Consider the following 19,880-nt stretch of genomic DNA (forward strand, 5'->3'; position numbering starts at 1 on the left):
GGCCTCGTTCTTTCTCACGTCGCGACTACAGGCTCAATGAGCGAGTGGACGCCTTGAGGAACTCATGCTTGAGGTCTTCGTAGCTGTGCACCGCCGGAAACTGCGGGAACTCGCGGATCACGTTGTCCGGCGCATGGAACAGGATGCCGGCATGGGCCTCGCTGAGCATGGTGGTGTCGTTGTACGAATCGCCCGCGGCGATCACCCGGTAGTACAGGCTCTTGAAGGCGATTACCGACTGGCGCTTGGGGTCCCTCTGGCGCAGCTGATAGTTCACCACTCGGCCACTGTCGTCGGTGATCAGCTTGTGGCACAGCAGGGTCGGAAAGCCCAACTGGCGCATCAGCGGCTGGGAGAATTCGTAGAAGGTGTCGGAGAGGATCACCACCTGAAAGCGCTCGCGCAACCAGTCGACGAACTCCACCGCACCGTCCAGCGGCTTGAGGGTGGCGATCACCTCCTGGATGTCGGCCAGCTTCAGGCCATGCTCGTCGAGGATGCGCAGACGCTGCTGCATCAGCACGTCATAGTCGGGAATGTCCCGGGTGGTCGCCTTCAGCGCATCGATACCGGTTTTTTCCGCGAAGGCGATCCAGATTTCCGGAACCAATACGCCTTCCAGGTCGAGACAAGCGATTTCCATGGGACACTCCTAGCTTGGGCCTGAATGAAGGCGGCACTCTAGCGGCTCGCCCAAAGCCGCGCAACGCGGGCCCTTATACCCAAACACCTTGGTCGACATGGGATTTGATTATTTAGCCGCATAAAGCCTTTTTGCTACCATCCCCGGCACAGCGCGCCAGCGGGCGCGGGCAGCCCTGGCGAGCGGCAGGCTTTATCGCCACACCCGGCCGGTTGTCCATGCCCCTGCAAGCGACCATAACCAGGAATCTAGCCCGATGAGCCATCCCTTCGATGTAGCCGAACTGGCCGCGACCTATGCAAACAAGTCGCCCCAGGACATTCTCAAACTCGCTTTCGAGCATTTCGGCGATGAGCTGTGGATTTCCTTCAGCGGTGCCGAAGACGTGGTACTGGTGGACATGGCCTGGAAGCTCAATAAACAGGTCAAGGTCTTCAGCCTCGATACCGGCCGCTTGCACCCGGAGACCTATCGTTTCATCGACCAGGTACGCGAACACTACGGCATCGCCATCGAGGTGCTGTCGCCCGACGCCACGGCACTCGAAGCCATGGTCAAGGCCAAGGGCCTGTTCAGCTTCTACAAGGACGGCCACGAAGAGTGCTGCGGCATCCGCAAGATCGCTCCGCTGCGCAAGAAGCTGGCCACGGTGAAGGCCTGGGCCACCGGCCAGCGCCGTGACCAGAGCCCCGGCACCCGTAGCCAGGTCGCCGCGGTGGAGATCGATGGGGCCTTTTCCACTGCCGACAAGCCGCTGTACAAGTTCAATCCCCTGGCGCAGATGAGCAGCGAGGACATCTGGGCCTATATCCGCATGCTCGAGCTGCCCTACAACAGCCTGCACGAGCGCGGCTTCATCAGCATCGGCTGCGAGCCCTGCACCCGCCCGGTCCTGCCCAACCAGCACGAACGCGAGGGGCGCTGGTGGTGGGAAGAAGCCACGCAGAAGGAGTGCGGCCTGCACGCCGGCAACCTGATCGCCAAGCAATAACCGCGGCGAAGCCTGGCCCAGAACTCTGCAGTCGAGCCATGCATAATGCCCCTATCGGCCGATCGGGGCATTTTTCGTTGGGCGACCGACAGTGACGCCGACGGGCGTTGTGAGCGAACCGCAGCCCCTGCAACAATCCCCCCATTCCTCGGCCTGACGACACGGCTTGGCAAATCGACGAACAAGGAGCTCTTGGCATGAACCTGCAGCAATCCATCGGCAACGCTCTGGGCGTGCGCGCACTCGACACCCCGGCGGAGCTCGCCAGCGAAGTGCAGCGGCGTCTGGCATTCATCAAGGAGCGGCTCGGACAATCCGGCTGCAGCACCCTGGTGCTGGGCATCAGCGGCGGCGTGGACTCCCTGACGGCCGGGCTGCTCTGTCAGAAGGCGGCCGCCGAACTGCGTGCCGAAGGCCGGCAGGCGGAATTCATCGCCGTACGCTTGCCCTACCGTGACCAGCAGGATGAGGCCGATGCCCAGTGGTCGCTGCGCGTGATCAATCCTGATCGCATCGAAACGGTCAACATCGCTGCCTGCGTCGACGGCTTGATGTCGGCCCTGCAACCGGCAGACAACGCCGCCAGGAACGACTTCGTCAAAGGCAACATCAAGGCGCGCGCGCGCATGGTGGCGCAGTATGCCCTGGCCAACTACAACAACGGCCTGGTAGTCGGCACCGATCATGCGGCCGAAGCGGTCATGGGCTTCTTCACCAAGTTCGGCGACGGTGCCTGCGACCTGGCCCCTCTGACCGGCCTGGTCAAGGGGCAGGTCCGACAGATCGCCACGCTACTGGGCGCACCGGAGGCACTGGTGTACAAGACGCCCACCGCCGATCTGGAGGAGCTCGAGCCCGGCAAGCCGGACGAAAAGGCCTATGGTTGCACCTATGAACAGATCGATGACTTCCTGCTCGGGCGCGCCGTGGCGAAAGAGGCCGAAGAGCGCATCATCCAGACCTACCGCAGGACCGAGCACAAGCGCAGCCTGCCCTATACCCCCTGATCGACTCGCTCGCGGCGGCAGGCAATGCGCGATGCGGCTGGACCGGCAATCCGCCGCTTCCTCCGTCATGCGAGCGCTCGAACAGCGCAGGCTTGCATCTGATCGCCGCCACTGCGGCGACCTGCTAGCGTTGCTGAAGATCCGGCCACTGCGTGAGGCGCCATGACCCAGGAAGAAATAGCCCGCTATTGCCTGCAGCTGCCCGGCGCACGCGAAGACTTCAAATGGGGCAACAACCAGGTGTTTTCCGTGGCCGGCAACAAGATGTTCGCGGTACTGAACTTCCTCGGCCACGATCTGGCCTGCAAAGTCGACAGCGACCTGTTCCTTGGCTATGTCGACCGACCCGGCATCCGCCCGGCGCCCTACCTGGCAAGGGCCCACTGGATCAGCATGAGCTGCACGCACCTGCCCCTGGGCGACGCCGAGCTGTGCCAGCTGCTGACTCGCGCCCACCAGCTGGTGGTGCGCCGGCTACCCAAATGCCGGCAGGTCGGCCTGCTGCTGGACGACTGAGGCCGAGGCTCAGCCTGCGGCGGTGCTCCAGTCGATCAGGCCTATCTGCCAGGTGGCCAGGATCAGCAGGCCGAACACAATCCGATACCAGGCGAAAGCGGTATAGCCGTGATTGCCGATGAAGCGCAACAGCGCACGCACGGCGATCATGGCAAAGATGAACGAGGTGACGAAGCCGATGGCGAACACCGGCAGATCGGCCGGCAGGAACAGCTCGCGATACTTGTAGCCGGAGTACACCGCGGCACCGACCATGGTGGGTATCGCCAGAAAGAACGAGAACTCGGTCGCCGCCTTGCGCGACAGGCCGAACAGCAGCCCGCCGATGATGGTGGCGCCGGAGCGGGAGGTCCCCGGGATCATCGCCAGGCACTGGGCGCAACCGATCTTCAGCGCCTGCTGCCAGCTCATGTCATCGACCCTTTCGGCCAGCACCTGATGGGTCCGTTGTTCGGCCCAGAGCATGGCCACACCCCCTACCACCAGCGCGCTGGCGACCGTGATCGGGTTGAACAGAAACTCGTGGATCAGGTCGGCAAAGGTCACCCCCAGCAGCACCGCGGGAATGAAGGCGATCAGCAGGTTGCCGGTGAAGCGCTGGGCCACGCGCTCTTTCGGCAGCCCCAGCACAACATCGAAGAGTTTCTGCCGGTACTCCCAGACCACGGCAAGAATGGCGCCCAATTGGATGATGATATTGAACGCCATCTCTCGCTCACCGGAAAAGTCGATGAGATCCGCGACTATGATCTGGTGACCCGTACTGGAAATCGGCAGGAACTCGGTAATACCTTCGACAATACCTAGAATCAAGGCCTGTACGGCCAACCACAGTTCCATCAAAACTCCCGGGGCGCACGGCAGCGGCCGCGCAAATAACATGTCATTGAAGTAATCGAGTGCTAGAGAACGGGTCTGGGACCCATGTTTCGCCGTGAGGTTCCCACGCGTTGCCAATAAACCTCAGATAACTTAGGTTTTCCGCGCGAGGGCCGAAATGCTATCAGAGAAAGCGGCACTATCGCCGTATCTGTGCAAAGTCTTGCGCAGCTAATCTGGCCCCGCCAAGGCGAGCCTGAAATAATTCTGTCAGCCGAGCTGGCCATATAACCTAGTGGTGCAATCCCACTCCCCGATTTCAATTACAACAACAGGGAGCCCCTTACGATGAATAGCCTCCGAAACCTGCCCATCAGCCGCCGCCTGTGGCTGATCTCGGCCGTCGCCATCGTCATGCTGTGCGTTCAGGGCGGATTGATGCTGCAGCAACTGCACAGCGGCCTGTATGCCGCCAAAGGCGAGAAGACCAAGCATGTGGTGCAGGGCGCAATGGGCATCCTCCGCCACTACCAGGGGCTGGAAAGCAGCGGCGCCCTGAGCCGTGAGCAGGCCCAGCAACAGGCGATGGATATGATCCGCGGCCTGCGCTATGCAGGCCAGGAGTACTTCTGGATCAACGACCAGACGCCGACCATGATCATGCACCCGACCAATCCCAAGCTGGAAGGACAGAACCTTTCGGGCTTCAAGGATCCGGACGGCAAGGCCCTGTTCAACGAAATGGTGCGCATCAGCAAGGCCGAAGGCGCCGGCCAAGTTGACTACCGCTGGCCGAAACCGGGCTCGAGCGAGCCGGTCCCCAAAGTCTCCTACGTCGAATTGTTCCAGCCGTGGGGCTGGATCATCGGCTCCGGCGTATACGTCGATGATGTCGAGGCCGAGTTCAGGACCCAGGCGCTGGGCGCACTAGGGGTGGGCCTGATCATCACCCTGCTGATGGCCGCGCTGGTGATGCTCATCGCACGCAGCATCGCCCGGCCGCTACGCGACGCGGTGGAGGCCATGGCCAATATCGCCAGCGGCGAAGGCGATCTGACCCGCACCCTGGATACCGCCGGGCGCGACGAGCTGGCGGCGCTGGCCGGACACTTCAACGCCTTCACCGGCAAGGTTCGCCAGGTGATTCGCCAATCGCTCGAGTCCGCCGGCACCCTCGATCAGGCCGCCCGTTCGCTCGGCGGGATTGCCGAGAACGCGCAACAACACAGCCAGCAGCAATCGCAGCAAATGGAGCTGGTGGCAACAGCGGTCAGCCAGGTGACCTACGGCGTGCAGGATGTGGCGAAGAACGCCGAACACGCCTCCAGCGAGGTACGTAGCGCCGAAGAGCAGGCCCTGCAAGGTCAACAGAATATCGACGCCAGCTTGCGCCAGATCAGCCAGCTGTCCGCCACCATCGACCAGGCGGTGGCCGTGATGCACGCCCTGGCCGAGGAAAGCACGCAGATCGGTAGCGTCCTGGAGGTGATTCGCTCGATCGCCGAACAGACCAACCTGCTCGCCCTCAACGCCGCCATCGAAGCGGCCCGCGCCGGAGAACAGGGTCGCGGCTTTGCCGTGGTGGCCGACGAGGTGCGTTTGCTCGCGCAGCGCACACAACAATCGACCGCCGAGATTCAGGGCATGATCGAGCGCCTGCAGGGCAACTCCGAGGCCGCGGTGAAGGTCATCAACGAGAGCAGTCAAGCCTCTCAGCTGACCGTCGAGCAGGCCAGCCAGGCCGGCGAGAGCCTGGCCCTGATCGCCCAGTCATTGCGCAACCTGACCGGCTTGAATGCTTCCATCGCCAGCGCCACACTGCAACAATCGCAGGTGGTCGAAGACATCAACCAGAACGTCACCCAGGTGGCGGGGTTGGCACATGACAATGCCCATGCGGCCGAGCAGTCCAGCGAGGCTGGACAGCGCCTGGTGCAGATGGCCGAGCAGCTCAACGGACTCTTGAGGCAGTTTCGCGTATGAGGCAAACATGAGCGGCATGGAGCATCAGGAAGTCGACCTCAGCAGGCCGCAGAACCAGGACCTGATCTGGGATCTGGACAGCATCGCTCGGCGGGAGCTCGCCGAGCGTTTCATCAAACTGTTCGAGAACCGCCTGTGCGTGTACTCGGAGTCCGTGCGCCAGCTCTATACCAACTACGACCTGCACTTTCCCAGCGACCTAGGCCGTAAGATGGTGGTGCTGCCCAACCCCTACGCCTTCCATGACACCCTGCACGGCATCGAGTCACTGGCCGTGCGCAAGACCGGCCTCTGCGTGCTGCCCGGTGCCTTGCTGGGCAAGCCCGGCCTGCTCCTGGCCACCCAGATCAAGGAAGGCGGGCCGGCCCCCAAGACCATGCCGTTCAAGCCGGCCCTGGCGCAGATCATCAGCAATCAGAAGAAGATGGGCGACCTGTTCCTGCCGATCATGATGAAAGGCGACTTGCGCGAGTTCGATCAGCAAATGCCCTACATCCACCTGCATCGCCTGCAGATCAGTCGCCTCAGCCGCCTGTCCACCTTCGAGCGCGATGACATCCAGCAGACCATCACCCGCAAACTGCTGATGCTCTATCGCCAGGCCGACAGCCTGGTCTGCTAGGTCGTGGCCCGGCCAGCTCAGCGTTTTTGACTACAGGCGCAGCAGACTGATCCAGGCCAGCAGCAGGCTGATCGTCACCACTATGGTCAAGGGCCGCCGCAAGGCCGGATACCACTTGGGCGCCAAGCCCAGCTTGACTGCGCGCAAGTCGGCAAAGTAGAGCAGCACGAAGGCCAGCAGAAACACCGGCAGGGCGAAGCCAAAAGGCAGGCCGCTGGCTATCGCGACCCATCCCAGCATCGGCGGGATCACCGACAGGCCGAGCTGCAGCTTGGCGCGCTCATCGCTCGCCTCGGCGCGCATCGCCAGCCCCCAATGAATCGCCCCCATGAATGCCAGGATTACCGCCGCGTAGTCCAGCAGCGCAGACATGACATAGGGGCGCCAGGCAAACGGGGTGATCCAGATGCCCAGAGCCCCGCTAACGAAAGGAATCAGGCCGGCGTAGCCGAGGTGCATGGCCAGTTGCTGGGGATGCTTGGCTTCGAAGGGATGCATCGCGAACTCCTGTCAGATGTGCGCTCAGGGTAGCCAGACATTGGTCTCCCCTGCAAACCAGCGGGACTCGAATCGCTCAGCTCCGGCCGGCGCTTCCGCAGTCGTCCCCGGAGCCCCATCAGACCCAGCTCCATCGCAGCGGGCGCAACGCCAGACGCCAGCATGTGCAGGAGCATTTTCCCCCAGGTTGGCAGAGGGCAGAATCCCGGGAGAACTCATGGCCGCTTGCCATTAACCGGCGCACTTGGCATAAAGTCAGGCCAATATCGACAAGGAAGTGCCCGATGCGAACGCTCCGTCGCGCCCTAGTGAGTCTCCTGCTGTTGCTGGGTCTTGGCCTCGGCATCGGCCTGTATTTCATTGCCAATCCCAACCTGCCCGTCTATCAGGAGCCGACACGCCTCCACTATCTGGACCAGTGGAGCGAAGAACAACGCCAGACCTACTATTACACCCCCCAGGGCACCCGAGTTAAGGGTTTGCGCTACGACTGGTTCGGCGCCCTCGAACTGCCCCTGAGCACGCGCAAGTTCGCCACCCCAGATTACCTCGCACGCTTCGGCTTTCTGGTCGACCCCAATCAGAGCGCCAGTGAACGCAATCCGGCGAACCTCCCGGTCGGTTTCGCTCGCCATGAAGACAGCGCGAACGGCATCCAGTACCTGGACATCAGTTGCGCGGCCTGCCACACCGGCGAGCTGCGCTATCAGGGCGAAGCCGTGCGCATCGACGGTGGGCCGGCCCTGCATTCGCTCGCCTCGACCGTACCCACACTCAAAGGCGGCGGATTCGGCCAGGCCCTCGGCATGAGCATGGCGTTCACCTACTACAACCCCCTCAAGTTCAGACGCTTCGCCAAGGAGGTCCTCGGCGAGCAATACCCTGAAGGGCGTGATCAGCTGCGCCGCGACTTCAAGGACGTGCTCGATCGCCTGCTCGATACCGCCTACAACGACTGGCATCGCGGACTCTATCCGACCGAGGAAGGCTTCGGCCGCACCGATGCCTTCGGACGCATCGCAAACAGCGTATTTGGCGACGCGATCGATCCGGCCAACTATCGCATCGCCAACGCGCCGGTGAGCTATCCCCATGTCTGGGATATCTGGAAGTTCGACTGGGTGCAGTGGAACGGTTCGGCCATGCAGCCGATGGCACGCAATATCGGCGAAGCCCTTGGCGTCGGGGCGACCCTGCACCTGCTCGACGACCGCGGACAGTCCGTTACAGAAGACGAACGCTATGCCTCCAGCGTGCGTCTGCGCGATCTGTACACCCTAGAGGAAACCCTGCAAGAGTTACAGCCGCCAGCCTGGCCCGAAGCCGTCTTCGGTCCGATCGACCGTCCGCTGGCGAGCCAGGGCCGGGCTCTTTTCCAGGAGAACTGCGCCTATTGCCACGCCCCGAACCCCAAGCCCCGAGACAAACGCTTTGCCCCAGCACGCGACCCGGAATGGCACATGCGCGTCGTGCCCATCGAGATAGTCGGCACTGACCCTACCGCGGCTGACAACATTGCCGACCACCGTTTCGATATCAGTCGACTGGGTTGGTCCAAAGAGCAGCTGGGCAAGCTGGACGTTCGCCTGTTCGGTGCCACCCTGGATGCCGTGGACTTCAAGAACATCTCCAGCGCCAAGGGGCTGGCCTACATCACCGCGTATGTGGCGAACCGCGCCTACCAAGACGCGGGGATACAGCCCAGGGAGCGCTGGCGCATGGACGGCTTCGGCCTACCGATCGGCGTCCAGGAAAAGCGCGGCTACAAGGCCCGCCCGCTGGACGGCATCTGGGCCACCCCGCCCTTCCTGCACAACGGATCGGTACCCACGCTGTTCCAGTTGCTCTCGCCGCTGACGGAGCGGCAGGCGCAGTTCTGGGTCGGCAGCTTCGAGTTCGACCCACAAAAGGTCGGTTTCGCCAGCCAGGAGTTTCCAGGCGGTTTTCTTTACGACACCCGCATCACCGGCAACAGCAACCGCGGCCACGAATTCCGCGATGGCTGCCGCCAGGGCGGAGTGATCGGGCGCGCCCTGCAGCCCGAAGAGCGCCTGGCGCTGATCGAGTACCTCAAGGTTCTGGGTAACACCGAGCTCGAAAAACAGCTGCAGCCCATCAAGGCCAAACCCTGGAGTCCGGGGCCCGAATGCCAGCCCTCAGACAGCTCGCCCGCGCGCAAAGGCCAGTCGGAGCACACTTGAGCCTGGCCACCAGACATGACCACGACGGATAAGGGAAACAATCCATGCTGAAACAAACCTGGCTCTGGCTCGGACGCCAGTTAGGCAGAATGCTGCTCCTGCTGCTGGCCCTCGGTCTGGGCGGCTGGGCGGCTGGCACGCTTTATTACAAGGAGAAGCACTCCGGTCCGGTATCCAGCGAGGAGCAGATACCGCCCGGTGAAGCAGCCCTCACCCAAGCCATCATCGAAGATGCCATACGCATTGTCGAACAGCACCGCGACAACACCCGGGTACTGCGCGACGCCCACGCCAAAGCCCATGGCTGCGTTAAGGCCGAAGTGACCGTGCTTAGCGATCTAGATCCAAGCCTGCGCCATGGCGTGCTTAGCGAGCCGGGGAAAAGCTGGCAGGCCTGGATGCGCCTGTCCAATGGCAATGCCTATCCGCAGTTCGACCGTACTCGCGATGCCCGCGGCATGGCCATCAAGCTTCTGGGCGTACCCGGCGAGAAGCTAATGGAGGGCGCTAGGCATGATGACGAACAGGACTTCGTGATGTTCAACCATCCGGTATTCTTCGTCCGCGACGTGGCCGAATACCGCAGCAACTTCGCCGCCCAGGCTGATGGCAAGAAAGCCCTGGCCTTCTTCCCCAGCTGGGATCCGCGCACCTGGGAAATACGCCATCTCATCATTGCACTGAAGACCCTGGCACCCGCGCCGCAGAGCCCGGTCGCGACCACCTATAATTCCATCGCCCCGTTCAAGCTTGGCCCCCACAACATCAAGTATCGCGTCATACCTGCTCCAGAGAACTGTCCGCAGTATCGCCTGCCGGAGCCCAACACCGACCTGCCCAACTTCCTGCGCAGCGCGCTTTACCAACAGCTTTCACTGGACCGCGTACCCGCCTGCTTCGCCCTGCAGGTCCAGCGACAGAACCCTTCTTACTACATGCCGATCGAAGATCCGAGCGTCGAGTGGGATGAAGCCGTATCGCCCTATGAAACCGTCGCCAACATCCAGGTGCCCGCCCAGGATTTCGATAGCACAGAGCAGAACCGTTTTTGCGACAACCTGTCCTTCAACCCCTGGCACTCGCTTCCCGAGCACCGGCCGATTGGCGGCCTCAACCGCCTGAGGAAGGCCGTGTATGAAGCCGTAAGCGTCTATCGCCACGAAAGAAACGGCGAGACGCCGAACAACTAAATTTCCACCGCGGCTGACACCTACGGCCTTAGGCGAGCATCCCGCTGCCCGCAGCATTGGGTAAAGCACAGGCCTAGCTGGTAAGATCAGCCTTTATCAGAGCGGAGCTTGCAGCCGCGCATCCTAGAGAGACATGCAGTAGTGGAACTGTTCAAAGAGTTTGTTTTCGAGGCCGCTCACCGCCTACCCCACGTCCCCGCTGGACACAAGTGTGGGCGGTTGCACGGCCACTCCTTTCGCGTCGCCGTCTACATCGAAGGCGAGGTCGACCCCTATACCGGCTGGATCCGCGACTTCGCAGAGATCAAGGAGATCTTCAAGCCGCTCTACGAGCAACTGGATCACAACTACCTCAACGATATTCCCGGCCTGGAAAACCCCACCAGCGAAGTCATCGCCAAATGGCTCTGGCAGCAACTCAAGCCGCTCCTGCCGGAACTGTCCCGCATCCGCATCCACGAAACCTGTACCAGTGGTTGCGAGTACCGCGGCGACTGAATTCAGTCCATAAAGAAGCCACCCCTCGGGGTGGCTTCTTTATGGGCGTCAATGATCTACACATTGCGTCCAGCCCGGGCATGAAATCAAGATTGCTTCCAGACTGCGGCGCGGCTGATGCCCAGCGCCGCCCCGAGCGCCTCGCCGGAATGGAAGCGGCCATCTTGGAGAAGCCTTAGTAATGGCAGCATGCTGCCTCCCCTCGGAGCAATAAGGCACGCATGATAACGATGCCCCTGCCACTTGCCTACAAACGTAAAGAGGCGTTTTCCAGCGCGCAAAAGCAAACCCCCGACCCGCTTTCGCGTGTCGGGGGTTTGGGATAGGTGCTTGACGATGACCTACTCTCACATGGGGAAACCCCACACTACCATCGGCGATGCATCGTTTCACTACTGAGTTCGGGATGGGATCAGGTGGTTCCAACGCTCTATGGTCGTCAAGCAATTCAGCTGGGGAGTCGCGGTTAAGGCGCTTCCCCGAATTGGGTATGTGATGTCTGGTATTGCGTGTTCTGGCAAATTTTCGGTTTGTTGTCGACTTCAACCGTCTGACACACAAACAACAAATTGTTTGGGTGTTATATGGTCAAGCCTCACGGGCAATTAGTATGGGTTAGCTCAACGCCTCACAGCGCTTACACACCCCACCTATCAACGTCGTAGTCTTCGACGGCCCTTTAGGGAGCTCGAGGCTCCAGTGAGATCTCATCTTGAGGCAAGTTTCCCGCTTAGATGCTTTCAGCGGTTATCTTTTCCGAACATAGCTACCCGGCAATGCCACTGGCGTGACAACCGGAACACCAGAGGTTCGTCCACTCCGGTCCTCTCGTACTAGGAGCAGCCCCTCTCAAATCTCAAACGTCCACGGCAGATAGGGACCGAACTGTCTCACGACGTTCTAAACCCAGCTCGCGTACCACTTTAAATGGCGAACAGCCATACCCTTGGGACCGGCTTCAGCCCCAGGATGTGATGAGCCGACATCGAGGTGCCAAACACCGCCGTCGATATGAACTCTTGGGCGGTATCAGCCTGTTATCCCCGGAGTACCTTTTATCCGTTGAGCGATGGCCCTTCCATACAGAACCACCGGATCACTAAGACCTACTTTCGTACCTGCTCGACGTGTCTGTCTCGCAGTCAAGCGCGCTTTTGCCTTTATACTCTACGACCGATTTCCGACCGGTCTGAGCGCACCTTCGTACTCCTCCGTTACTCTTTAGGAGGAGACCGCCCCAGTCAAACTACCCACCATACACTGTCCTCGATCCGGATAACGGACCAGAGTTAGAACCTCAAGGTTACCAGGGTGGTATTTCAAGGATGGCTCCACGCGAACTGGCGTCCACGCTTCAAAGCCTCCCACCTATCCTACACAAGTAAACTCAAAGTCCAGTGCAAAGCTATAGTAAAGGTTCACGGGGTCTTTCCGTCTAGCCGCGGATACACTGCATCTTCACAGCGATTTCAATTTCACTGAGTCTCGGGTGGAGACAGCGCCGCCATCGTTACGCCATTCGTGCAGGTCGGAACTTACCCGACAAGGAATTTCGCTACCTTAGGACCGTTATAGTTACGGCCGCCGTTTACCGGGGCTTCGATCAAGAGCTTCGCTTTCGCTAACCCCATCAATTAACCTTCCGGCACCGGGCAGGCGTCACACCCTATACGTCCACTTTCGTGTTTGCAGAGTGCTGTGTTTTTAATAAACAGTCGCAGCGGCCTGGTATCTTCGACCGGCATGAGCTTACGCAGTAAATGCTTCACCCTCACCGGCGCACCTTCTCCCGAAGTTACGGTGCCATTTTGCCTAGTTCCTTCACCCGAGTTCTCTCAAGCGCCTTGGTATTCTCTACCTAACCACCTGTGTCGGTTTGGGGTACGGTTCCTAGTTACCTGAAGCTTAGAAGCTTTTCCTGGAAGCATGGCATCAACCACTTCGCATTCTAAAAGAACGCTCGTCATCAGCTCTCGGCATTAAGCGCCCGGATTTACCTAAGCACTCTGCCTACCACCTTAAACACGGACAACCAACGCCGTGCTGGCCTAGCCTTCTCCGTCCCTCCATCGCAGTAACTAGAAGTACGGGAATATTAACCCGTTTCCCATCGACTACGCATTTCTGCCTCGCCTTAGGGGCCGACTCACCCTGCGTCGATTAACGTTGCGCAGGAAACCTTGGTCTTTCGGCGTGCGAGTTTTTCACTCGCATTGTCGTTACTCATGTCAGCATTCGCACTTCTGATACCTCCAGCAAGCTTCTCAACTCACCTTCACAGGCTTACAGAACGCTCCTCTACCGCTCATCCTAAGATGAACCCGTAGCTTCGGTGTATGGTTTGAGCCCCGTTACATCTTCCGCGCAGGCCGACTCGACTAGTGAGCTATTACGCTTTCTTTAAAGGGTGGCTGCTTCTAAGCCAACCTCCTAGCTGTCTAAGCCTTCCCACATCGTTTCCCACTTAACCATAACTTTGGGACCTTAGCTGACGGTCTGGGTTGTTTCCCTTTTCACGACGGACGTTAGCACCCGCCGTGTGTCTCCCGTGCTGACACTTGCTGGTATTCGGAGTTTGCATCGGTTTGGTAAGTCGGGATGACCCCCTAGCCGAAACAGTGCTCTACCCCCAGCAGTGATACACGAGGCGCTACCTAAATAGCTTTCGAGGAGAACCAGCTATCTCCGAGCTTGATTAGCCTTTCACTCCGATCCACAGGTCATCCGCTAACTTTTCAACGGTAGTCGGTTCGGTCCTCCAGTCAGTGTTACCTAACCTTCAACCTGCCCATGGATAGATCGCCCGGTTTCGGGTCTATACCCAGCGACTAAACGCCCTATTAAGACTCGCTTTCGCTACGCCTCCCCTATTCGGTTAAGCTCGCCACTGAATATAAGTCGCTGACCCATTATACAAAAGGTACGCAGTCACCCAACAAAGTGGGCTCCCACTGCTTGTACGCATACGGTTTCAGGTTCTATTTCACTCCCCTCTCCGGGGTTCTTTTCGCCTTTCCCTCACGGTACTGGTTCACTATCGGTCAGTCAGTAGTATTTAGCCTTGGAGGATGGTCCCCCCATATTCAGACAAAGTTTCTCGTGCTCCGTCCTACTCGATTTCACTTCTAAGATCCTTTCGCGTACAGGGCTATCACCCACTATGGCCGCACTTTCCAGAGCGTTCCGCTAAAATCAAAGAAGCTTAAGGGCTAGTCCCCGTTCGCTCGCCACTACTAAGGGAATCTCGGTTGATTTCTATTCCTCAGGGTACTTAGATGTTTCAGTTCCCCTGGTTCGCCTCACACACCTATGTATTCAGTGTGTGATACCCAGCTTATGCTGGGTGGGTTCCCCCATTCAGAGATCTCCGGATCAAAGTCTGTTTGCCGACTCCCCGAAGCTTATCGCAGGCTACCACGTCTTTCATCGCCTCTGACTGCCAAGGCATCCACCGTATGCGCTTCTTCACTTGACCATATAACCCCAAGCAATCTGGTTATTGTCTATAACGTGAAGACGACATTCGCCGAAAATTTGCACTTGAGAACAACGCAAATTTTACCTTGACCAAACTAATTACCAGTGAAAGTAATTAATCAGTCACTTCTATCACATACCCAAATTTTTAAAGAACGATTTTCGTACTGGTCAAAGACCAGAAATCAACATTCAACTGACAGTCTCAGGAATGTTCATTTCTGAACTCTACATACCGGTGCTGTAAGTGGTGGAGCCAAGCGGGATCGAACCGCTGACCTCCTGCGTGCAAGGCAGGCGCTCTCCCAGCTGAGCTATGGCCCCATATTCGTACAAGGCCAAACCCCACAACAATTGGTGGGTCTGGGCAGATTCGAACTGCCGACCTCACCCTTATCAGGGGTGCGCTCTAACCAACTGAGCTACAGACCCAATCGTCTTTCGCAATGAATCAAGCAATTCGTGTGGGAGCTTATAAGGAAGCTGATGTCGTCGATTAAGGAGGTGATCCAGCCGCAGGTTCCCCTACGGCTACCTTGTTACGACTTCACCCCAGTCATGAATCACACCGTGGTAACCGTCCCCCTTGCGGTTAGACTAGCTACTTCTGGTGCAACCCACTCCCATGGTGTGACGGGCGGTGTGTACAAGGCCCGGGAACGTATTCACCGTGACATTCTGATTCACGATTACTAGCGATTCCGACTTCACGCAGTCGAGTTGCAGACTGCGATCCGGACTACGATCGGTTTTATGGGATTAGCTCCACCTCGCGGCTTGGCAACCCTTTGTACCGACCATTGTAGCACGTGTGTAGCCCTGGCCGTAAGGGCCATGATGACTTGACGTCATCCCCACCTTCCTCCGGTTTGTCACCGGCAGTCTCCTTAGAGTTCCCACCATAACGTGCTGGTAACTAAGGACAAGGGTTGCGCTCGTTACGGGACTTAACCCAACATCTCACGACACGAGCTGACGACAGCCATGCAGCACCTGTGTCTGAGTTCCCGAAGGCACCAATCCATCTCTGGAAAGTTCTCAGCATGTCAAGGCCAGGTAAGGTTCTTCGCGTTGCTTCGAATTAAACCACATGCTCCACCGCTTGTGCGGGCCCCCGTCAATTCATTTGAGTTTTAACCTTGCGGCCGTACTCCCCAGGCGGTCAACTTAATGCGTTAGCTGCGCCACTAAAATCTCAAGGATTCCAACGGCTAGTTGACATCGTTTACGGCGTGGACTACCAGGGTATCTAATCCTGTTTGCTCCCCACGCTTTCGCACCTCAGTGTCAGTATCAGTCCAGGTGGTCGCCTTCGCCACTGGTGTTCCTTCCTATATCTACGCATTTCACCGCTACACAGGAAATTCCACCACCCTCTACCGTACTCTAGCTTGCCAGTTTTGGATGCAGTTCCCAGGTTGAGCCCGGGGCTTTCACATCCAACTTAACAAACCACCTACGCGCGCTTTACGCCCAGTAATTCCGATTAACGCTTGCACCCTCTGTATTACCGCGGCTGCTGGCACAGAGTTAGCCGGTGCTTATTCTGTCGGTAACGTCAAAATTGCAACGTATTAGGTTACAACCCTTCCTCCCAACTTAAAGTGCTTTACAATCCGAAGACCTTCTTCACACACGCGGCATGGCTGGATCAGGCTTTCGCCCATTGTCCAATATTCCCCACTGCTGCCTCCCGTAGGAGTCTGGACCGTGTCTCAGTTCCAGTGTGACTGATCATCCTCTCAGACCAGTTACGGATCGTCGCCTTGGTGAGCCATTACCTCACCAACTAGCTAATCCGACCTAGGCTCATCTGATAGCGTGAGGTCCGAAGATCCCCCACTTTCTCCCGTAGGACGTATGCGGTATTAGCGTTCCTTTCGAAACGTTGTCCCCCACTACCAGGCAGATTCCTAGGCATTACTCACCCGTCCGCCGCTGAATCAGGTAGCAAGCTACCTTCATCCGCTCGACTTGCATGTGTTAGGCCTGCCGCCAGCGTTCAATCTGAGCCATGATCAAACTCTTCAGTTCAATACTGCTTGGGTTTTGAGAAAACCCTAAACTTGGCTCAGCAATCGCAAATCTCTTACTTAAAAGAGTTAACTCTCGAATTAACGAGTGTTGCTTTGTGATGCTGATAATCAGTTGACTATCAGTCTTACCTCACAAGCACCCACACGAATTGCTTGATTCAGTTGTTAAAGAACAGTTGGCCAAGTCTTTCGTCTCAACCGAGGCGCGCATTCTACAGCAGCCTCATCTTCCGTCAAGCAGTTTCGAAAATTTCTTTTCTACTTCAACCACTTGCGCCTCCGATCAACCTCAAGCTTCTCGTCAGCGGGAGGCGAATTCTACAGCGTTTCAAACCGCTGTCAACCGCCTCTTTTACCGCTTTCGATCACCTCGACCGAAGCGCCGACAGGATCAACTTGCCACCCTGTCAGCCCGGCGCATTCTACGCAGCCTGCGCTGCTTTGCAACCCCTTATCTAAACTTAACCCTTTGTTTTGCAGAGCGTTTTATAAGGGGCTTACGCCGAAGAAGGCGCGCATTATAGACAGCGGACGCAGCAGGTCGACGCTTTATTTTCGCCTATTCAGCCTTGAGGGCGACGCGTGCGAAGGCCTTCTTGCCCGCCTGGCACACATACACCCCACCAAGCTTGCAGATAAAGGTGCGATCCACCACCTCGCCGTCGACTCGTACACCACCGGAGCCGAGCAGATCCCGCGCCATCGCGGCGTTCTTAACCAACCCTGCCTTATTAAGCAGCGCGGCGATCGGCATATCCTCAGCGGCGACCAGCTCAACCCCTGGGAGATCCTCGGGCAATTCACCATCCTTCATGCGGTTGCCCGCCGATCGATGCGCGCTGGCAGCCGCTTCCTCACCATGGAAACGCGCCACGATCTCTTCGGCCAGTTTGATCTTGATGTCGCGCGGATTGGCTCCCTGCTCGACATCCTGCCTGAACTGAGCGATCTCTTCCATCGAGCGGAAGCTGAGCAACTCGAAGTAACGCCACATGAGCACATCGGGGATGGACACCAGCTTGCTGTACATCACGCCCGGCGCCTCCTGAATACCCACGTAATTACCCAGGGACTTGGACATCTTCTTCACGCCATCCAGGCCTTCGAGCAACGGCATCGTGACGATGCACTGCGAGGCCTGACCGTAGGAGCGCTGAAGCTCACGCCCCATCAGCAGGTTGAACTTCTGATCGGTCCCCCCCAGCTCGACATCGGCACGCAACGCTACAGAGTCATAGCCCTGCACCAGCGGGTAGAGAAATTCATGAATGGCGATAGGCTGATTGCTCGAGTAGCGTTTATTGAAGTCATCACGCTCGAGCATCCGCGCCACGGTGTACTGCGAGGCCAGCCGGATGAAGTCAGCCGGCGTCAACTGATCCATCCAGGTGGAGTTGAAGGCCACCTCGGTTTTCGCCGGATCGAGAATCTTGAACACCTGCGACTTGTAGGTCTCGGCGTTGTCCAGCACCTGCTCGCGCGTGAGCGGCGGCCGGGTCGCGCTCTTGCCGCTCGGGTCGCCGATCATCCCGGTGAAGTCGCCAATCAGGAACACCACCTGATGCCCCAGCTCCTGAAACTGGCGCAGCTTGTTGATAAGCACCGTATGACCGAGATGCAGGTCCGGGGCAGTTGGATCGAAACCAGCCTTGATACGCAACGGCTGACCGCGCTTGAGCTTTTCCACCAGCTCGGACTCAACCAAAACCTCTTCTGCGCCACGCTTGATCAGCGCCAGCTGCTCTTCGACCGACTTCATGACAGGACTCACGACCACTCAAAAACCAAAGGGAACCAACCATACAAGATCGCGGACAAATAACAAGTTTTGCCCCGCGACAGCCGCCCCCGCCTCGCCCAAGCGCCTTCAGGGTTGCCTCACAGACGATTTGGTTATATTTTATACAGTTAGTGCATATTCAGCTCTTTCTTCATCTTTTTTCTTTTCATCTCTTCAAAGTCAAAGCCGCCCATGACCTCTACAAGAAAAGCGCCCCCCCTGTACCCGAAAAGCCACATCCTGGCCGCCAGCGGCGTAGCCGCGATGCTCAGCCTGGCACTCCTGGTGTTCCCATCCCGGGAAGTCGAAGCCAAGCGAACCTACCTTAATCTCGACCTCGACAGCGGCTCGGAACTGGTGGTGCAGGAGAAGGACGACCTGCGACCGGCTGGCCGCCTTGCAGCCGACAACGCCTCGCCGTTCGCCGAAATCGAGGGCGCCGCAGAACAAGTTGTCACCACAGAAGAACAGAGCCCTGAGCTCGCCGAACAAACCACCCCAGCAACAGACCCCCTTCAGAAAACCATCAGCGTTGCCAATGGCGATACGCTTTCCACCCTCTTTGCCAAGGTCGGTCTGTCGGCAACCACCCTGCACGCGGTGCTCAACAGCAGCAAAGAGGCCAAGCAGTTCAGCCGCCTCAAGGTTGGCCAGAAGCTCGAGTTCCAGCTGACGCCGGACGGGGAGCTGGAAAGCCTGCACAGCAAGTTGAGCGACCTGGAAAGCATCAGCCTGGCCAAGACCGACAAGGGCTTTGCCTTCAAGCGCGACCTGATCAAACCGGAAGTTCGCTCGGCCTACGCCCGCGGCGTGATCAAGAGCTCGCTGTTTCTGTCGGCCAAGCGCGCAGGCCTGTCCCATGGCCTGACCATGGACCTGGCCAATATCTTCGGCTACGACATCGACTTCGCCATGGACATTCGCGAAGGGGACGCATTCGAACTGATCTACGAAGAGAAGGTAGCCAACGGCAAACCGGTAGGCAGCGGCGAGATCCTCTCGGCACGCTTCACCAACCGCGGCAAGACCTTCACCGCGGTGCGCTACACCGACAAGCAGGGCAACACCAGCTACTACAGTGCCGACGGCACCAGCATGCGCAAGGCCTTCATCCGCACCCCGGTGGACTTCGCGCGCATCAGCTCGCGCTTCTCCAATGGCCGTCGCCACCCGATCCTCAACAAGATCCGCGCCCACAAGGGCGTCGACTACGCAGCCCCTCGCGGCACGCCGATCAAGGCCGCCGGCGACGGCAAGATCGCCTTGGCCGGGCGCAAGGGTGGTTACGGCAACACCGTGGTGATCCAGCACGGCAGCCGCTATCGCACCCTCTATGCACACATGCAGGGTTTCGCCAAAGGCATCCGCACCGGCGGCAGCGTCAAGCAGGGGCAGATCATCGGTTACATTGGCACCACCGGCCTGTCCACCGGACCGCACCTGCACTACGAGTTCCAGGTCAACGGCACCCATGTCGATCCGCTGAGCCAGAAGCTGCCGATGGCCGACCCCATCGCGCGCAATGAAAAACAGCGCTTCCTGCAACTGAGCAAGCCGTTGATGGCCCGGATGGACAAGGAACGCTCCACCCTCCTCGCCCTCAACAAGCGCTAACGCCA

Annotated in this window: 13 protein-coding genes, 2 tRNA genes, 3 rRNA genes and 2 pseudogenes; 10 read left to right on the plus strand and 10 right to left on the minus strand. The window is 58.9% G+C overall.

The annotated features are described in order from the left end of the window. Nucleotides 1-25: 25 nt before the first annotated feature. On the minus strand, nucleotides 26-643 hold the full coding sequence (thrH, locus tag LPB260_RS17530) for a bifunctional phosphoserine phosphatase/homoserine phosphotransferase ThrH (protein ID WP_208707086.1): 618 nt from the start codon (nucleotides 641-643) through the stop codon (nucleotides 26-28). 256 nt (nucleotides 644-899) lie between these two features. Between thrH and LPB260_RS17535 the strand changes: the two genes are divergently transcribed. From LPB260_RS17535 to LPB260_RS17545, 3 genes are all read left to right on the plus strand, one after another. Next, entirely contained in the window at nucleotides 900-1,634 is a 735-nt protein-coding gene (locus tag LPB260_RS17535) for a phosphoadenylyl-sulfate reductase (RefSeq protein ID WP_208707087.1), read from the plus strand. 197 nt (nucleotides 1,635-1,831) lie between these two features. Then, the gene (nadE, locus tag LPB260_RS17540; protein WP_208707088.1) at nucleotides 1,832-2,641 is read left to right on the plus strand and encodes an ammonia-dependent NAD(+) synthetase; all 810 of its coding nucleotides are present in this window, start codon (nucleotides 1,832-1,834) and stop codon (nucleotides 2,639-2,641) included. A 162-nt stretch (nucleotides 2,642-2,803) separates the two neighbouring features. Continuing rightward, nucleotides 2,804-3,157, plus strand: a complete 354-nt coding sequence (locus LPB260_RS17545) for an MmcQ/YjbR family DNA-binding protein (RefSeq protein WP_208707089.1) — start codon at nucleotides 2,804-2,806, stop codon at nucleotides 3,155-3,157. A gap of 9 nt (nucleotides 3,158-3,166) precedes the next feature. On the opposite strand, the gene LPB260_RS17550 is transcribed toward LPB260_RS17545, so the two are convergent. Continuing rightward, nucleotides 3,167-3,997, minus strand: a complete 831-nt coding sequence (locus LPB260_RS17550; protein ID WP_208707090.1) for an undecaprenyl-diphosphate phosphatase — start codon at nucleotides 3,995-3,997, stop codon at nucleotides 3,167-3,169. Nucleotides 3,998-4,414: 417 nt separating this feature from the next. Here LPB260_RS17550 and LPB260_RS29435 point away from each other — a divergent pair. The 3 genes and pseudogenes from LPB260_RS29435 to LPB260_RS17560 all read left to right on the plus strand — a co-directional run. Next, a pseudogene (locus LPB260_RS29435) lies at nucleotides 4,415-5,101 on the plus strand (cache domain-containing protein); the annotation flags it as partial. Nucleotides 5,102-5,224: 123 nt separating this feature from the next. Beyond that, nucleotides 5,225-5,959: a methyl-accepting chemotaxis protein gene (locus LPB260_RS29440; protein WP_371926157.1), complete on the plus strand. Its 735-nt coding sequence runs from the start codon at nucleotides 5,225-5,227 to the stop codon at nucleotides 5,957-5,959. 7 nt (nucleotides 5,960-5,966) lie between these two features. Further along, entirely contained in the window at nucleotides 5,967-6,581 is a 615-nt protein-coding gene (locus LPB260_RS17560) for a hypothetical protein (RefSeq protein WP_208707092.1), read from the plus strand. 30 nt (nucleotides 6,582-6,611) lie between these two features. On the opposite strand, the gene LPB260_RS17565 is transcribed toward LPB260_RS17560, so the two are convergent. Next, the gene (locus tag LPB260_RS17565; protein ID WP_208707093.1) at nucleotides 6,612-7,079 is read right to left on the minus strand and encodes a DUF3429 domain-containing protein; all 468 of its coding nucleotides are present in this window, start codon (nucleotides 7,077-7,079) and stop codon (nucleotides 6,612-6,614) included. Between the two features lie 284 nt (nucleotides 7,080-7,363). Here LPB260_RS17565 and LPB260_RS17570 point away from each other — a divergent pair, with 284 nt between their 5' ends. The 3 genes from LPB260_RS17570 (at nucleotide 7,364) to queD (ending at nucleotide 10,968) form a co-directional block, all read left to right on the plus strand. Continuing rightward, nucleotides 7,364-9,280 (plus strand): di-heme-cytochrome C peroxidase, encoded by a 1,917-nt coding sequence (locus tag LPB260_RS17570; protein ID WP_208707094.1) that lies wholly within the window; start codon nucleotides 7,364-7,366, stop codon nucleotides 9,278-9,280. Between the two features lie 44 nt (nucleotides 9,281-9,324). Next, entirely contained in the window at nucleotides 9,325-10,470 is a 1,146-nt protein-coding gene (locus LPB260_RS17575; protein WP_208707095.1) for a catalase family protein, read from the plus strand. Between the two features lie 141 nt (nucleotides 10,471-10,611). Further along, entirely contained in the window at nucleotides 10,612-10,968 is a 357-nt protein-coding gene (queD, locus tag LPB260_RS17580; RefSeq protein WP_208707096.1) for a 6-carboxytetrahydropterin synthase QueD, read from the plus strand. A gap of 92 nt (nucleotides 10,969-11,060) precedes the next feature. Here queD and LPB260_RS17585 read toward each other — a convergent pair. The 7 genes and pseudogenes from LPB260_RS17585 to tyrS all read right to left on the minus strand — a co-directional run. Then, nucleotides 11,061-11,159 (minus strand): annotated as a pseudogene (locus LPB260_RS17585) (bifunctional biotin--[acetyl-CoA-carboxylase] synthetase/biotin operon repressor); the annotation flags it as partial. Nucleotides 11,160-11,296: 137 nt separating this feature from the next. Next, nucleotides 11,297-11,412 (minus strand): 5S ribosomal RNA (rrf, locus tag LPB260_RS17590). A gap of 140 nt (nucleotides 11,413-11,552) precedes the next feature. Then, nucleotides 11,553-14,443: ribosomal RNA gene (locus LPB260_RS17595) — 23S ribosomal RNA — on the minus strand. Between the two features lie 250 nt (nucleotides 14,444-14,693). Continuing rightward, nucleotides 14,694-14,769, minus strand: a tRNA-Ala gene (locus LPB260_RS17600). Nucleotides 14,770-14,800: 31 nt separating this feature from the next. Further along, nucleotides 14,801-14,877: transfer RNA gene (locus LPB260_RS17605), tRNA-Ile, on the minus strand. 65 nt (nucleotides 14,878-14,942) lie between these two features. Further along, a 16S ribosomal RNA gene (locus tag LPB260_RS17610) occupies nucleotides 14,943-16,479 on the minus strand. Together the 16S, 23S and 5S rRNA genes with 2 tRNA genes alongside form the textbook arrangement of a ribosomal RNA operon. A 561-nt stretch (nucleotides 16,480-17,040) precedes the next feature. Then, nucleotides 17,041-18,240 (minus strand): tyrosine--tRNA ligase, encoded by a 1,200-nt coding sequence (gene tyrS / locus LPB260_RS17615; protein WP_208707097.1) that lies wholly within the window; start codon nucleotides 18,238-18,240, stop codon nucleotides 17,041-17,043. A 213-nt stretch (nucleotides 18,241-18,453) separates the two neighbouring features. Here tyrS and LPB260_RS17620 point away from each other — a divergent pair, with 213 nt between their 5' ends. Then, complete coding sequence (locus LPB260_RS17620) at nucleotides 18,454-19,875, plus strand: peptidoglycan DD-metalloendopeptidase family protein (protein WP_208707098.1); 1,422 nt, start codon at nucleotides 18,454-18,456, stop codon at nucleotides 19,873-19,875. The last annotated feature ends 5 nt before the right edge of the window (nucleotides 19,876-19,880 follow it).

The sequence above is a fragment of the Pseudomonas sp. LPB0260 genome (assembly GCF_013388395.1).

Bases quoted from the DNA above. Each gene is read 5' to 3' on its own strand.
- thrH (WP_208707086.1), bottom strand. From the start codon at position 643: ATGGAAATCGCTTGTCTCGACCTGGAAGGCGTATTGGTTCCGGAAATC.
- LPB260_RS17535 (WP_208707087.1), top strand. From the start codon at position 900: ATGAGCCATCCCTTCGATGTAGCCGAACTGGCCGCGACCTATGCAAAC.
- nadE (WP_208707088.1), top strand. From the start codon at position 1,832: ATGAACCTGCAGCAATCCATCGGCAACGCTCTGGGCGTGCGCGCACTC.
- LPB260_RS17545 (WP_208707089.1), top strand. From the start codon at position 2,804: ATGACCCAGGAAGAAATAGCCCGCTATTGCCTGCAGCTGCCCGGCGCA.
- LPB260_RS17550 (WP_208707090.1), bottom strand. From the start codon at position 3,997: ATGGAACTGTGGTTGGCCGTACAGGCCTTGATTCTAGGTATTGTCGAA.
- LPB260_RS29440 (WP_371926157.1), top strand. From the start codon at position 5,225: ATGGAGCTGGTGGCAACAGCGGTCAGCCAGGTGACCTACGGCGTGCAG.
- LPB260_RS17560 (WP_208707092.1), top strand. From the start codon at position 5,967: ATGAGCGGCATGGAGCATCAGGAAGTCGACCTCAGCAGGCCGCAGAAC.
- LPB260_RS17565 (WP_208707093.1), bottom strand. From the start codon at position 7,079: ATGCATCCCTTCGAAGCCAAGCATCCCCAGCAACTGGCCATGCACCTC.
- LPB260_RS17570 (WP_208707094.1), top strand. From the start codon at position 7,364: ATGCGAACGCTCCGTCGCGCCCTAGTGAGTCTCCTGCTGTTGCTGGGT.
- LPB260_RS17575 (WP_208707095.1), top strand. From the start codon at position 9,325: ATGCTGAAACAAACCTGGCTCTGGCTCGGACGCCAGTTAGGCAGAATG.
- tyrS (WP_208707097.1), bottom strand. From the start codon at position 18,240: ATGAAGTCGGTCGAAGAGCAGCTGGCGCTGATCAAGCGTGGCGCAGAA.
- LPB260_RS17620 (WP_208707098.1), top strand. From the start codon at position 18,454: ATGACCTCTACAAGAAAAGCGCCCCCCCTGTACCCGAAAAGCCACATC.